The sequence below is a fragment of the Kordia sp. E genome (assembly GCF_056033805.1).
This window is the reverse complement of sequence record NZ_JBRASR010000003.1, coordinates 583,025-596,125: the sequence shown is the minus strand read 5'-3', so window position 1 is coordinate 596,125 and position 13,101 is coordinate 583,025. Positions and strand designations below refer to the sequence as shown.

Here is a 13,101-nt window from a genome sequence, read left to right as displayed (position 1 = left end):
AGGTTTTTATTCTTTGATCAATCTTGGAAGATTTTCATTGAACCATTTGTATTTATTGATAATCATAATGTGCGTTCCGCCTTTGATTTCAATGTAATTAGAAAGATATTCCTTTGGAAACACACCATCTTTTTCTCCGTGAATATGAATCGTGTTTGGCAACATTTTTACTTGCTTCCAATTTATAATTTGCTCTATTGACCAATCTAAATAATATTTATCACGAATTGATAAGTATTCTTCATATAGTTCTAAACGTCTCTTTATAGTTTTGTTAAAAGCGTATTTACGTACTACATCTAAAACACCAACTAAACTCGTTGGCACTAGTTTATAAACTTTTGTTTTTTTAGCAAACTTTAGTCTTTTTGGAAGTTCATACATTGTTTTTACACTAGAAACCACAAAAAGCTTACGAATACTGATATAATGCGCCATTTCTTGCACTAAAATCCCTCCAAAGGAAACACCAATTAAGATGATATTTTCATGTGTTATATTTCGCGTCATACGCAATGCATACGCTTGTAAAGTTTCATCTTTTTCGGGAACAAACCATTCTAAAAAATACATTTCGTATTCTTCTTCTGGCAGCTTAATATGTTTAAATATTGAAGGATTTGCTGCCATTCCTGGCATGAAATATACAGGTATTTTAGTAGGCTTCATACAGATAGTAGTACTAATAGCTCGGAAATCTACTCTAAATTTAGTATCTTTGCAACTTAACCCAAGATTTTTTCTTCTAAAGGACCATTTAAAGATTAATTTAAATTAAACTGCTATGGATAATGAGATTGTTATCAACGATAACGAATTTTTAAGACAATTCGAATACAAGACTGATAACGGAATTGCTAAGATTGAGTATTCACTCCAAGAACGTAAAATATTTTTAACGAAACTGATTGTCCCAGAAGGATTGGACGACGCAACGTTTAAAGATGCTTTTATTAAAATCGTTTTGGACACTATTCAAGATCGAAACTTAAGAGTTGTACCAACTAGTCCAAAAATTGCTAGTTTTTTACGAAAACACAAAGAGTATAAAGATTTATTGCCAGTCGGCGTTAGAATCTAATTCAACTAAAAAAAGGGAACTTCATCAGTTCCCTTTTTTTATTGCTTATTTTTTTAGTCTACTTTTTCTTCAATTCCGACAACGCTTCTGCTGCTCTTTCCTCTACTTTCCTTAGTAATACTTTTAATTCTTCTGGCGCACTGTATTTATCACGAATTTGAATCTTTTTACCTTTATATGTCAAATACGTATTTTGTATATCCATGATACGTTCGTTGTCATATTTATCTTGAAAATTCGAAAAATTAGCTTGCTCAAATTCTGTAAATAGTTGTTTTGATTTACCAGTGGTTAATTTTACAACATGTTTCCCTTGAACTTTTGCATTGAATCTTCCTGTGTAATATACCGTTCCATCTTCATACAAAACCATTGTGTATTCTTCGCAAGTTCCTTTACATGGCGATTTGTATAATGTAATAGATTCTCCTTTAGGCGTAGTATTCGTATTTGTCTGTGCTTGGTTTTCATCAGGCTTTTCTATTAAACCAATATCAGTAGTTCCCTGATTTCGTGTTTTTTCACCTTTTGTAAACTTCCCAACTTCTTTTGTTATTGGCTGCTTTGCTTCTTGTGATGCTTCATGTTTTTTAAACTGAATTGTCACATCATTTCCAGATAATGTAGCTTTTTCTTTTTCAAAATTCACAGTTGTAACGTTATACAATGCGTTTGATACTGCTATTGAAAAACCTGAGTCGCAACACATTTCTGTACAACCAAGATTGCTTAATTTGATTTTATTATTTCCTGTTATTGTGTAGGTTCCGAAACAATTATTTTTATCAAGCTTTAGTGTAAATTCTGTAGCACTTTTTATAGTGAGAATTACATCATTGGCAGCTTTAATAGTTGTATCACCTTCTATCAACTCCGTAACTTTCCATGAAGTTCCGATGAATTCTTTTGTTGTAGCATCACAACTAATTAAAGTTAGTACTAATATAGAGAGTATAGTTGTTTTCATTTAGGTTATTTTATAGAGTTAAATATAAGTATCTATTTATAATTATGAATAGATACAGTATGATAATTACAGGAATCGTACCAAACTCAAATAAAAACGATAAAGTGTTAATTTAACTAGAAGCTACTGTTTCTTTAACAAAATCAAAACGAACCATTCCATCATCGTCAATTTTGGTTAAGCTAACTTCATGAAGTGTATTTACCAATTCAGGATTCCAAGGTGCTTTTACCTTTACATAGTTTTCTGTAAAACCATGAATATATCCTTCTTTGTTTTCACCTTCAAACAATACTGTTTTCGTTTTCCCTATTTGACTTTCATAGAATGCTCTGCGCATTTTTACAGAGAGTCCACGCAACATTTTACTACGTTTTTTACGAACGTTTATAGGAACAACATCTTCCATTTCCGCTGCAACCGTATTTTCACGTTCAGAATACGTAAATACGTGTAAGTATGAAATGTTTAATTCCGTTAAGAAGTTATACGTTTCTAAAAACAATTCATCTGTTTCACCAGGAAATCCAACAATTATATCTACACCAATACATGCATCTGGCATTACTTCTTTAATTTTCGTTACACGATCAACATATAGTTCACGCATGTAACGACGACGCATTAAACGCAGTAATGTATTGCTTCCACTTTGTAATGGTATATGAAAATGCGGTACAAATGTGTTACTTTTTGATACGAAATCAATCGTTTCATTTTTTAATAAATTTGGCTCAATAGAGGAAATTCGTAAACGTTCTATTCCTTCTACTTTATCAAGTTCTTGTACTAATTCTAAAAATGTATGTTCGTGTTTTTTGTTTCCAAATTCACCTTTTCCGTAATCACCAATGTTTACACCAGTTAGGACTATTTCTTTAATGTTTTGTTCAGAAATTTCTTTGGCATTTTTTAATACATTTTCAAGTGTATCGCTTCGTGAAATTCCTCTTGCCAATGGAATTGTACAATACGTACATTTATAATCGCAACCATCTTGTACTTTTAAGAACGCACGTGTACGATCGCCAATTGAGTAACTACCGACATAGAAATCTGCTTCTTCAATTTCACATGAATGTACTTCTCCAAAGTCATTTTTAGAAAGATCGTTAATGTAATCTGTAATCTTAAATTTTTCTGTCGCGCCAAGTACTAAATCTACACCATCAACAGCTGCTAATTCTTCTGGCTTTAGTTGTGCATAACAACCAACTGCCGCCACAAAGGCATCAGGATTTACTTTTTGTGCTTGTTTTACAATAGTTTTGAAGCGTTTATCCGCGTTTTCCGTTACACTACATGTATTAATAACATACATGTCTGCATGCTCAGAAAAAGCTACCTTTTCAAATCCTTCATCCTGAAAGTTTCGAGCAATTGTAGACGTTTCTGAGAAATTCAGTTTGCAACCTAGCGTATAAAAAGCGACTTTTTTTCTATCGTTCATTCCTGTACTTTTCTACCAAAACGGTAGTATTTTCTATTTTTTATTATGTACTTTTAAACCTTCTAAATCAACACGATATTGTGTAGTTGTTAAAGGCAAAAGCCTGCAAATTTACAATTAATTCAGCATATGATAAAATTAACAATACAACATTTTAAATTGGTAATCACTTATATATCAATACTTTGTTTGTTGTTGGTTTCTTTTTCATGTCAACAAGACAATTCTAGCAATAGAGATCATTTGGTTTTTCGCTATAATGAACATGCAAATATTACTTCTTTAGATCCTGCTTTCGCGAAAGATCAACGAAATATTTGGGCAGTGCACCAACTGTTTAATGGTTTGGTTGAAATGGATACTGATTTGAATGTAATTCCTTCTATTGCAAAGTCTTGGTATATTTCTGATGATGCACGAACTTATACTTTTGTTATTCGTAATGATATACAATTTCACAAGCATGAATTGTTTGGAAAAGATAGTACACGAACCGTCAATGCATTTGATTTTGAGTATAGTTTTAATCGAATTTTAGATGATAAGGTAGCTTCTAGCGGACGTTGGATTTTTAAAAGTGTAGAAAGTTTTAAAGCATTGAATAACGATATATTTGCCATTACTCTAAAACAACCGTTTCCTGCTTTTTTAAGCTTGCTTACCATGAAGTACTGTTCAGTTGTTCCTAAAGAAATTGTAGAACATTATGGAAATGATTTTAGAGCGAATCCAATAGGAACTGGTCCTTTTAAATTTAAGGTTTGGGAAGAGAATACAAAGTTAGTCTTACGAAAGAATTTAACCTATTTTGAGAAAGATGCTGCAGGAACTAATTTGCCATATTTGGAAGCAGTTGCCATTACTTTTTTACCAGATAAACAGAGTGAGTTTTTACAGTTTGCACAAGGAAATATAGATTTTCTGAATTCGCTTGATCCATCATATCAAGATGAAATTTTAGATGCTTCAGGTCAATTACGAGAAACGTATTCCGAAACCGTTAATATGATTTCTGGACCATATTTAAATACTGAATATTTAGGAATCTTTATTGGCGATAGTACTAATGTTTCTAGTCATCATTTGCTACGAAAAGCCATGAATTATAGTTTTGATCGTCAAAAGATGATTACCTATTTACGAAGCGGAATTGGAACACCTGCAATTCATGGTTTTATCCCGAAAGGCTTGCCAGGATTTGATAATATTAAAGGGTTTGATTACGAACCAGAACTTGCCAAAAGTCTGGTTACTCAATATATACAAGAAACTGGAAATACGTCTCCAGAAGTTTCTATTACCACAAACGGACAGTATTTAAATTTCTGCGAGTACATTCAGCGAGAGCTTGAAAAGATTGGTATGAAAGCTAGTATAAATGTAATTCCAGCTTCTACTTTGCGTGAATTACGTTCTAAAGGAGAGTTGCCAATTTTCAGAGCCAGTTGGATTGCCGATTATCCAGATGCTGAAAATTATTTATCGCTTTTTTATAGTAAGAACTTCACGCCAAACGGCCCAAATTACACACATTTTATACATCCTCAGTTTGACGAATGGTACGAAGAAGCATTACATGAAATTGAAGTAGACAAACGTACCATACTCTATACAAAAATGGATTCTTTGCTGATTTCTGAAGCACCATTAATTCCTTTGTATTATGATCAAGTAGTTCGATTTACACAAAAAAACGTAGAAGGATTAGGCATTAACGCACTGAATTTGCTAGAGTTAAAACGTGTAAAGAAAATCAAATAATAAATCGGACCTGTAACATTTTTATTTTTTCGGATACAGATATAGTATACGTTAATTTAAAGAAGATGATTATGATAGGAGCGACAAGTGGACTTCACGCAGTTGAAGCACTCAAAAGACAAAAAAGTAGACGTAATAGAAGAAAGCCTTTTGATAAAGATCTTCATTATTACAAAGACGAAGGTCTAAAAAAAACATTCCCCAAAGTTTCAGAAATTAAATTAAACGCCATTAGAGAAAAGATAAAAAAGCAAAATCGTAAGGAGCGAAATAAATTAATTATCTCTTTTATAGTAGCAATTCCTGTTTCTATTGTACTTGTAATCAGTATTGTTATGTTTTGGAATCATATTAACGTTTAAATCATAGAAACTATGCCCGTAATTGTAAAATCAGCTTCTACAGTTGCGTTTAACAATAGTAAACGCAGGCTAGAACACAGACAAAGTCAACGAAAATTATATCTTCAAAAAGATACAGAAAAAGCTGTATACGAAGAAGCTACAGAAAGTCAGTTGAAAAATATTCGATTTGAAATTCAACAACAAGAGAAAAATCGAAAACAACGAAACATCAAAGCAGGAATCATTTTTGGAGTTTTAATCACACTCGTTTTTTGCTATTTCATGTTTTTCAAATCATTTGATTCAGATTTAATGTCTATTTCAATTTTTGAATAGAATTTATACCAAAAAAATATTAACACTAAATACTAATACATATGTCTGGATTTTTATCACACGCAAATAACGTCATCCGAAATAATAGACGCAAACGTATTGATAAACTTGAACGTGTAGAACGTTATATTGGTACAGAATCATCTACTGCGGAATATAATGAAGCTTCTGAGTTTATGTTGAACAAAATAAAAAAGCAAATGCAAGAAGAGCGACGAAAATCACGTCGTAAGACTATCATAATTTTCACTATTGTTGGAGTTGTTTTGATTAGTGCAATGTGCTACTTTTTATTTATTCATGAATTTTCAAATGAAGTACCACTTTTATTCAAACTGGATTGACAAAGAGTTAGTGTAACATTTTTACCATTTTCAATACAGATATAATATATGTTTAACTTAAAAGGATAACGCTATGATGGGATCAGGATCAGCATTTGATGTGCTCAGAGATATTGCTAGAACGAAGCAAAGGCGTAGTAAAAGAATACCTTTTGATCACGGTAAACGTTATTATAAAGATGATGGAGTCACACATGAATCTCCAGAAGTAAGCACTCAAGTTTTAACTCAAATTAGAGAACGTATACAAAATGAAGAGAAAGAATCAAGACGAAAAACTATGATTATCTTAAGTATTGTTGGCTCTATTATATGCTTAGCAATGTATTACATTTTATTTGTACATGAATTTTCAGGTGAAACGCCAAGTATATTTCAATTTGGCTGGTAATCAAAAAAAATTAGATATATAAAAAGCCGTTACTTTATAAAGTAACGGCTTTTCTATTATTTTTAGATTGGCAATTTTAAAAACGCCAATTATCGTCTTTCTTTTTTGTTAAACCACTTAAATCTTTGTTTCCAATCAAGAAGTCTTCTTTTGGTTTTTCATCTTCTTCCGATTTTCCAATATCAGAGATTTTTGGTTTTAAGCGTTGTTTTTCTTCAAATTTCTTTTTCCAAGATTTTTTTAATAAATGATAAAACCCTAAACATGATATAACACCTAATATGATAGAAAGTATTGTTAGTGTAATATCAGACATATTTTCTATAGAACCACTACCTGTAAATTCCATAAAAATAGCAATTATAACGCCTCCAATAAATCCTCCTGCATAGTAAGATAAAATACCAAGAATGGGATATACCCATGCGGTATTTTGCTCGTACTTTTTTGCTAATTCATAAAATTGTCGTCCGACAACAATTAAGATAATGATTCCTAACATATTATTTTGGTATTATAATTATATCTGTTTTTTTTAATCTTTACGCCATTTCTTTGTTTCTTCAAAAACATGTGTCAATATCGCTTCGTCTTGTTCTGTAAAATCCATTTTACGACGTGACATGACTACTTTAGCTACTTCAAACGCTTTTTTGGTTAGATATGTAGTAAATCCGCTTGCGCCTCCCCAACTGTAACTTGGTACAAAATTTCTTGGAAATCCTGATCCGAAAATATTCGCATTTACACCAATAACAGTTCCTGTATTGAACATTGTGTTAATTCCACATTTACTGTGATCGCCCATCATAAGTCCACAAAACTGCAATCCTGTTTTTGCAAAGTTTTCTGTTTCATAACTCCATAAACGCACAGGTGCATAATTATTTTTTAAGTTTGAATTGTTGCTATCTGCTCCAATATTACACCATTCACCTAAGACTGAATTTCCTAAAAATCCATCATGTCCTTTGTTTGAATATCCCATTAATACAGAGTTGTTCACTTCTCCTCCAACTTTGCTATATGGTCCTAAAGTTGTTGCTCCATAAATTTTTGCTGAAAGCTTTAATACTGAACTTTCACACATTGCCAATGCGCCACGAACAACTACACCTTCCATGATTTCTGCATTTTTCCCTATATAGATAGGTCCAAAACTTGCATTTAACGTACAAAAATTTAATGTTGCGCCTTCTTCTATAAAAATATGTTCCGGAGCAATTACATTGACGGTTGCAGGAACTGGTTGTGATGTTCTATCTTTTGTAATTAAATCAAAATCTGCTTGAATTGCTTCAGCGTTTTTTGAGAATATATCCCAAGTATTTTCTATTCGCAAACAATCTTCTTCATAAGAAATAACCTCATATGTATCAAAATCTATCTCATCTTGTTCATCTGTAGAATGAAAAGCGATGATTTCATCTCCTGAAAAAATTGCTTGTTTTTCTGCCAATCCTTGAATTAATGCGGTTAATTCTGCATTTGGCAAAAAGGAAGCATTAATCATTACATTTTCTTCCAATTCTACCATTGGGTATTTCTCAGAAAGATATTCTTCTGTAATCGTTGTAGTTGTGCCTCCTAAGTGTAATTCCCACTTTTCTCTAATCGTTAGTATTCCAACTCTAATATCGGCAACAGGTCGTGTATAAGTAAACGGCAACAAAGAGTTTCTAACAGTTCCATCAAAGAGAATATAGTTCATGAGTGTATTGAATTTTTGTAAATTTAAAAAAAGCTAGGCTTTTGTTATGACTTTGTTATTAATTTTTCAAAAAAAAATGTCTTTCAGTTTCCTGAAAGACATTTTTTAATTTGTGATCGAGATTCTTATTTCTTGAATTTCGAGTATTTGTTTTTGAACTTATCAATACGACCAGCTGTATCTACTAATTTAGACTTACCAGTATAATATGGATGTGAAGTTCTTGAAATTTCTAATTTGTATAGAGGATACTCAGTTCCTTCGTGTTCGATAGTTTCTTTAGTATCTACTGTAGATTTTGTAAGAAATACATCATTGTTAGACATATCTTTAAAAGCTACTACTCTATAATTTTCTGGATGTATACCTTGTTGCATCTTGTAATTTTTATTGTGACTTTCTCAATTTTCGAGGTGCAAATTTAATTATTATTTCTGAATGTACAACATTTAAATAGAAATTTTTTGACATTTTCTACGCTTGAATTTCTATATTTGTGTCTTGCATTAAAAAATACATTCATGTTTTCAAAAACATCTCATTTCGGAATTGCGTTAGGAATTGTCCTTATCGCATCCTTCGTTTTGCAATATACATTAAATGTTCATACTGATCCTACAAATGTATATTCATTATCAATGATCTTAGTTATGTCGCTATTTATGGTGTTAGCCATTGTAAAAGCAAGTCGTACTAGTGAAGAGTTTTCTATACGAGAAGGTTTAAAAACAGGAATTGGAGTTATTCTTCTCGGGAGTTTAATGATATGGCTTTATATTATTATACATGCAACTTATATTGAACCTGATTTTGTAGATAAATTAGCTGCAGTTGCAGAAATAGATTTGAAGGCAAATAGTGATTTTACAGATACACAAATTCAAGAAAAACTAATGTTTTTAAAAACAAATTTTAAATTCAATATGTTTATTGAAAATGTTTTTAAAGGTTTATTAACTGGAGTTGTTGTTTCGCTAGTTACGTCTTTAGTGATTAAATCAAAAATACTTACAAACCCTTAAGAATTAAATCATCGTATGAATATATCCGTAGTTATACCACTACTTAACGAAGAAGAGTCTTTACAGGAGCTTTATGATTGGATTGCACGTGTAATGAAAGCAAACCAATATACCTATGAAGTACTTTTTATTGATGATGGAAGTACAGATCGTTCTTGGGAAATTATTGAAGAGTTATCTTCAAAATATTCAGAAGTAAAAGGAATTCGTTTTTTACGAAATTATGGAAAATCACAAGCATTGCATGCTGGTTTTAATAAAGCAATTGGTGATGTTGTAATTACAATGGACGCAGATTTACAAGATAGTCCTGATGAAATTCCTGAATTGTTCAATTTAATTACAGAAAAAAAGCTTGACCTTGTTTCTGGCTGGAAAAAGAAACGCTATGATTCTGTCATTGCAAAAAATATTCCTTCAAAACTATTCAATTGGGCAGCAAGAAAAACTTCAGGATTAAAACTAAACGATTTTAATTGTGGTTTAAAAGCTTATAAAAATATTGTCATAAAGAATGTCGATGTATATGGAGAAATGCACAGATACATTCCTGTATTAGCTAAAAATGCTGGCTTTGTCAACATTGGTGAAAAAGTTGTACAACATCAAGCGCGTAAGTATGGTAAAACGAAGTTTGGATATGATCGTTTTATCAATGGCTTTTTAGATTTGATTACAATTTGGTTTTTATCAAAGTTTGGGAAACGGCCAATGCATTTATTCGGCGCACTTGGCGTATTAATGTTTATGATTGGATTTGCCTCCGCTGGATATATAGGAATTACTAAACTGTATAAACTTGCGAACGATTTGCCTGCTATTTTAGTAACAAACAATCCTTGGTTCTACATTTCATTAACAACAATGATTATAGGAACACAACTTTTCTTAGCTGGATTTTTGGGTGAAATTATTTTACGAAGCAAGCGCGATAAGGAACGATATCAAATTAACGCAACCACAAATCTTAACGCTTAAGCGTTACATTTCCTTTGATAGTTCTTCCGCCTTCTAATGTAAGTTTGTACCAATAATCGCCTGATGGCAATGGACTTCCTCTATACGTTCCATCCCATGCTCTATCTGCTTTTATATAATCGAGGTTTTTACCATATCTATCATACAATTCAATAATTGCATTCGGATACAATTCTTTATTAATTAATGACCAAGTATCATTAATATTGTCACCGTTTGGTGTAAAGAATTTTGGAAATCCTCCAATTAAAACTGTTTCTGAAGTAGCATTACAGTTTTCTCGTTTTACAACGATATTATACGCGCCAGGAAAAAGATTCGTGAACTCATTGGTTTCAAAAAATGTAACACCACCATTTATAGAATACGAAATGGATTGACTACTTGGTACTGTGAGAATTATTTTGATAGAATTTCGATCTTGAAAATCAGATACTTCTACACGTTCTATGGCTACTGGCGGTTCTTCAATAACTTCAAAAGCAACCTCAGTTTCACAACCTGCTCCATTAGTAATTACTACATAATAGGTTCCTGTTTCAGAAACAGAAATCATAGGTGTCGTCTCATTAGTAGACCAAGTATATCCCATAAAATTCTCTTCAAGTTCTAAGATTACTTCTGCTCCATCTTCTCCACACAAAAATACTTGTTGATTTTCAACTTGTGGTTGTGCAATAAGATTTATAGCAAGGTTACCTATTGCTACACAATTTTCGTCTCCATAAACAACTTTAAAGAAAAGTTGATCAATTGCCATATCGATTTGTACAGTATCAGACAATCGATCTCTATCTAATATTGCATCTGAATTGGATAAATAAATAGATACTGCTCCACCAACAAAATCTTCAGAAAGCTCTGCAATGATTTGCGATATTGCAATTCCGTTGGTATCTAATTCACAAACATCAATGCTTGTATATTGATCTAAATATGCTCCTACCTCAACGTGTAGTACAACAGGTCTCACAACAAAACATTCTGGGTCATTAAATATCCTAGCATACAAAATTTGATCATTTACTGTATTTGAATAAAAAGGACCATTGATGATATTCTGATTTAATTCTGCATCATTTAAACTCTCAAAAAATGTTATTTGAACATCTTCAGGTGAAGAATTACTTTGAAGATAAGCTGTAGCAATTTCAAGATTAAAAATAGAAAGACCATCATTCGGATTACTATCTGCGTCACATTGTACTATAGAATACGGTACATTTGAGACAATAGGAACTTCATTTATGATGACAACTTCATTAAAGGTTCTATCTGGTTCATTCGTATAAACGACATCTGCTGTAACAATATATACACCTGTATTTGTAAAAACATGCGAAGGTGACATTTGCGTAGAAGTGTTGTTTGCTCCTGAAGCCGGATCATCGAAATCCCAGCTAATCGAAACAATATCAGGATTTGGATCTACTGTAAAAGTTGTTGCATCTCCTAAGCATTGGTTTTCAATAAGAGCAATACTTTCAAAATACGATTGTACATATGACGGCAAACCAAAACGTGCAAAATCAGTTCCTAAATTTACACTATTGAATTGAAAATTACATGCCGGACCTGCCAAATTGGGTGCATTTATTGATGATAAATTTGAACCAGGTAATGAATGGTAAATTTTCTTATTAAACCCTATCTGCAAGCTTCCTCCTAAAGAAGGTGACACTTGACTTTGTACATAATTATATACAATATATCGTGTATTGCCAACATTAGCTGCATCAACATCAAACTGCTGCAATTGTATATTTGAAAGTGCATTATCTGCTGTAAATAATTTTCCAGTGGCATATAATTTTGAAGAGTTTGAAGAAAACTCAACTCCATAATATGTAATATTTTCTCCTAAAAAATCTGCATTTTGTACAGTACCATTTGTTTTATTAAAGTCATATAAGTACAAGTACCCTTTTTGTTCTGGAAAAAAGAATGCGTGCGCAATTGCTAACTTTTCTCCATTCGGAGATATTTTCATATTTCCTCTAAAATTTCGGTAACTATCTACATTAAAAGAAGTTGTAGAAATTACAGGAACTGTATTAACTCCTGCTCCAGTAACTTTGAATGCATAGAATGAGTTTTCATAATGCGTAACAACCCAAAAATTTCCGTCATCGCTTAATGAAGAACTTACTTTTTCAGAAGTATTTGGCATTAAATTGACGTTTTTATCCGTAACTGCTCCCATTCCACCGTCAAGTGTCATGTCAACTATTGAATAATTAAATCCGTTACTTAAATTTGTTGTTGGATCATACGCATCTACTACATCCGTAGTAAAAATGTAATAAATATTAGGACTATCAGGGTTTGGTACAATAATCGATGATTGTGTGCTCGAAAAGCTACCTATCAAACCAGTTCCGTTAGACATAATTTCGTGCATACTATTCCAAACGGTTATTCCATCTGTATAGAATAACAAGGAACCATTCTCATCTGAAATCGTTGAGCAACCTTCAAGCGTATTCACCTGACTATTTCCTAACAATGCTGGAGTTCCAGTGTTAAAATTTAGCCCAGCATTTACACCAAAAAACCAGTTAACGGTTTCTCGTTGCGCATTAATTGTGGTACAGAAAAAGAATAATATGCAAAAGAGTTTTAGAGTATTTTCTTTCATATTAATCATAGCAATACAATAAAGTTATCCAAAATATCTTACCTAGCAAAATAGAAACCAAATGAATTCATTATTTTT

Annotated in this window: 15 protein-coding genes; 8 read left to right on the top strand and 7 right to left on the bottom strand. The window is 31.9% G+C overall.

Annotation, left to right across the window (positions count from 1 at the left end):
* Positions 1–6: 6 nt before the first annotated feature.
* The gene (locus ACUUYC_RS15825; protein ID WP_474267403.1) at positions 7–669 is read right to left on the bottom strand and encodes an alpha/beta hydrolase; all 663 of its coding nucleotides are present in this window, start codon (positions 667–669) and stop codon (positions 7–9) included.
* A 115-nt stretch (positions 670–784) separates the two neighbouring features.
* Between ACUUYC_RS15825 and ACUUYC_RS15820 the strand changes: the two genes are divergently transcribed.
* Positions 785–1,081 carry a GNAT family N-acetyltransferase gene (locus ACUUYC_RS15820; RefSeq protein ID WP_474267401.1) on the top strand — a complete coding sequence of 99 codons (297 nt, stop codon included), beginning with the start codon at positions 785–787 and terminating at the stop codon, positions 1,079–1,081.
* A gap of 58 nt (positions 1,082–1,139) precedes the next feature.
* On the opposite strand, the gene ACUUYC_RS15815 is transcribed toward ACUUYC_RS15820, so the two are convergent.
* Both ACUUYC_RS15815 and mtaB read right to left on the bottom strand, forming a co-directional pair.
* Positions 1,140–2,048, bottom strand: coding sequence for a DUF6438 domain-containing protein (locus tag ACUUYC_RS15815; RefSeq protein ID WP_474267398.1), 909 nt, complete (start codon positions 2,046–2,048; stop codon positions 1,140–1,142).
* Between the two features lie 112 nt (positions 2,049–2,160).
* Positions 2,161–3,498: a tRNA (N(6)-L-threonylcarbamoyladenosine(37)-C(2))-methylthiotransferase MtaB gene (gene mtaB, locus ACUUYC_RS15810; RefSeq protein WP_474267396.1), complete on the bottom strand. Its 1,338-nt coding sequence runs from the start codon at positions 3,496–3,498 to the stop codon at positions 2,161–2,163.
* A gap of 129 nt (positions 3,499–3,627) precedes the next feature.
* Here mtaB and ACUUYC_RS15805 point away from each other — a divergent pair, with 129 nt between their 5' ends.
* From ACUUYC_RS15805 to ACUUYC_RS15785, 5 genes are all read left to right on the top strand, one after another.
* Entirely contained in the window at positions 3,628–5,259 is a 1,632-nt protein-coding gene (locus ACUUYC_RS15805) for an ABC transporter substrate-binding protein (protein WP_474267394.1), read from the top strand.
* A 71-nt stretch (positions 5,260–5,330) separates the two neighbouring features.
* The gene (locus tag ACUUYC_RS15800) at positions 5,331–5,621 is read left to right on the top strand and encodes a hypothetical protein (protein WP_474267391.1); all 291 of its coding nucleotides are present in this window, start codon (positions 5,331–5,333) and stop codon (positions 5,619–5,621) included.
* A 12-nt stretch (positions 5,622–5,633) separates the two neighbouring features.
* Complete coding sequence (locus ACUUYC_RS15795; RefSeq protein ID WP_474267389.1) at positions 5,634–5,939, top strand: hypothetical protein; 306 nt, start codon at positions 5,634–5,636, stop codon at positions 5,937–5,939.
* Between the two features lie 41 nt (positions 5,940–5,980).
* Positions 5,981–6,283, top strand: coding sequence for a hypothetical protein (locus ACUUYC_RS15790; protein WP_474267387.1), 303 nt, complete (start codon positions 5,981–5,983; stop codon positions 6,281–6,283).
* A gap of 73 nt (positions 6,284–6,356) precedes the next feature.
* Positions 6,357–6,674, top strand: a complete 318-nt coding sequence (locus tag ACUUYC_RS15785) for a hypothetical protein (protein WP_474267385.1) — start codon at positions 6,357–6,359, stop codon at positions 6,672–6,674.
* Positions 6,675–6,750: 76 nt separating this feature from the next.
* Here the strand turns inward: ACUUYC_RS15785 and ACUUYC_RS15780 are convergent, their stop codons facing one another.
* From ACUUYC_RS15780 to ACUUYC_RS15770, 3 genes are all read right to left on the bottom strand, one after another.
* On the bottom strand, positions 6,751–7,176 hold the full coding sequence (locus tag ACUUYC_RS15780; RefSeq protein WP_474267382.1) for a hypothetical protein: 426 nt from the start codon (positions 7,174–7,176) through the stop codon (positions 6,751–6,753).
* A gap of 33 nt (positions 7,177–7,209) precedes the next feature.
* Complete coding sequence (locus ACUUYC_RS15775; RefSeq protein ID WP_474267380.1) at positions 7,210–8,385, bottom strand: GlmU family protein; 1,176 nt, start codon at positions 8,383–8,385, stop codon at positions 7,210–7,212.
* A 125-nt stretch (positions 8,386–8,510) separates the two neighbouring features.
* Positions 8,511–8,762: a type B 50S ribosomal protein L31 gene (locus ACUUYC_RS15770; RefSeq protein ID WP_430409028.1), complete on the bottom strand. Its 252-nt coding sequence runs from the start codon at positions 8,760–8,762 to the stop codon at positions 8,511–8,513.
* 144 nt (positions 8,763–8,906) lie between these two features.
* Between ACUUYC_RS15770 and ACUUYC_RS15765 the strand changes: the two genes are divergently transcribed.
* Both ACUUYC_RS15765 and ACUUYC_RS15760 read left to right on the top strand, forming a co-directional pair.
* Positions 8,907–9,407 carry a DUF4199 domain-containing protein gene (locus tag ACUUYC_RS15765; RefSeq protein ID WP_474267378.1) on the top strand — a complete coding sequence of 167 codons (501 nt, stop codon included), beginning with the start codon at positions 8,907–8,909 and terminating at the stop codon, positions 9,405–9,407.
* A 15-nt stretch (positions 9,408–9,422) separates the two neighbouring features.
* Positions 9,423–10,385: a glycosyltransferase family 2 protein gene (locus tag ACUUYC_RS15760; RefSeq protein ID WP_474267376.1), complete on the top strand. Its 963-nt coding sequence runs from the start codon at positions 9,423–9,425 to the stop codon at positions 10,383–10,385.
* Here the strand turns inward: ACUUYC_RS15760 and ACUUYC_RS15755 are convergent.
* Positions 10,375–13,023 carry a T9SS type B sorting domain-containing protein gene (locus ACUUYC_RS15755; RefSeq protein ID WP_474267374.1) on the bottom strand — a complete coding sequence of 883 codons (2,649 nt, stop codon included), beginning with the start codon at positions 13,021–13,023 and terminating at the stop codon, positions 10,375–10,377. The two genes, ACUUYC_RS15760 and ACUUYC_RS15755, sit on opposite strands and share 11 nt — an antisense overlap.
* Positions 13,024–13,101: the final 78 nt, after the last annotated feature.

Bases quoted from the DNA above. Each gene is read 5' to 3' on its own strand.
- ACUUYC_RS15825 (WP_474267403.1), bottom strand. From the start codon at position 669: ATGAAGCCTACTAAAATACCTGTATATTTCATGCCAGGAATGGCAGCA.
- ACUUYC_RS15820 (WP_474267401.1), top strand. From the start codon at position 785: ATGGATAATGAGATTGTTATCAACGATAACGAATTTTTAAGACAATTC.
- ACUUYC_RS15815 (WP_474267398.1), bottom strand. From the start codon at position 2,048: ATGAAAACAACTATACTCTCTATATTAGTACTAACTTTAATTAGTTGT.
- mtaB (WP_474267396.1), bottom strand. From the start codon at position 3,498: ATGAACGATAGAAAAAAAGTCGCTTTTTATACGCTAGGTTGCAAACTG.
- ACUUYC_RS15805 (WP_474267394.1), top strand. From the start codon at position 3,628: ATGATAAAATTAACAATACAACATTTTAAATTGGTAATCACTTATATA.
- ACUUYC_RS15800 (WP_474267391.1), top strand. From the start codon at position 5,331: ATGATAGGAGCGACAAGTGGACTTCACGCAGTTGAAGCACTCAAAAGA.
- ACUUYC_RS15795 (WP_474267389.1), top strand. From the start codon at position 5,634: ATGCCCGTAATTGTAAAATCAGCTTCTACAGTTGCGTTTAACAATAGT.
- ACUUYC_RS15790 (WP_474267387.1), top strand. From the start codon at position 5,981: ATGTCTGGATTTTTATCACACGCAAATAACGTCATCCGAAATAATAGA.
- ACUUYC_RS15785 (WP_474267385.1), top strand. From the start codon at position 6,357: ATGATGGGATCAGGATCAGCATTTGATGTGCTCAGAGATATTGCTAGA.
- ACUUYC_RS15780 (WP_474267382.1), bottom strand. From the start codon at position 7,176: ATGTTAGGAATCATTATCTTAATTGTTGTCGGACGACAATTTTATGAA.
- ACUUYC_RS15775 (WP_474267380.1), bottom strand. From the start codon at position 8,385: ATGAACTATATTCTCTTTGATGGAACTGTTAGAAACTCTTTGTTGCCG.
- ACUUYC_RS15770 (WP_430409028.1), bottom strand. From the start codon at position 8,762: ATGCAACAAGGTATACATCCAGAAAATTATAGAGTAGTAGCTTTTAAA.
- ACUUYC_RS15765 (WP_474267378.1), top strand. From the start codon at position 8,907: ATGTTTTCAAAAACATCTCATTTCGGAATTGCGTTAGGAATTGTCCTT.
- ACUUYC_RS15760 (WP_474267376.1), top strand. From the start codon at position 9,423: ATGAATATATCCGTAGTTATACCACTACTTAACGAAGAAGAGTCTTTA.
- ACUUYC_RS15755 (WP_474267374.1), bottom strand. From the start codon at position 13,023: ATGAAAGAAAATACTCTAAAACTCTTTTGCATATTATTCTTTTTCTGT.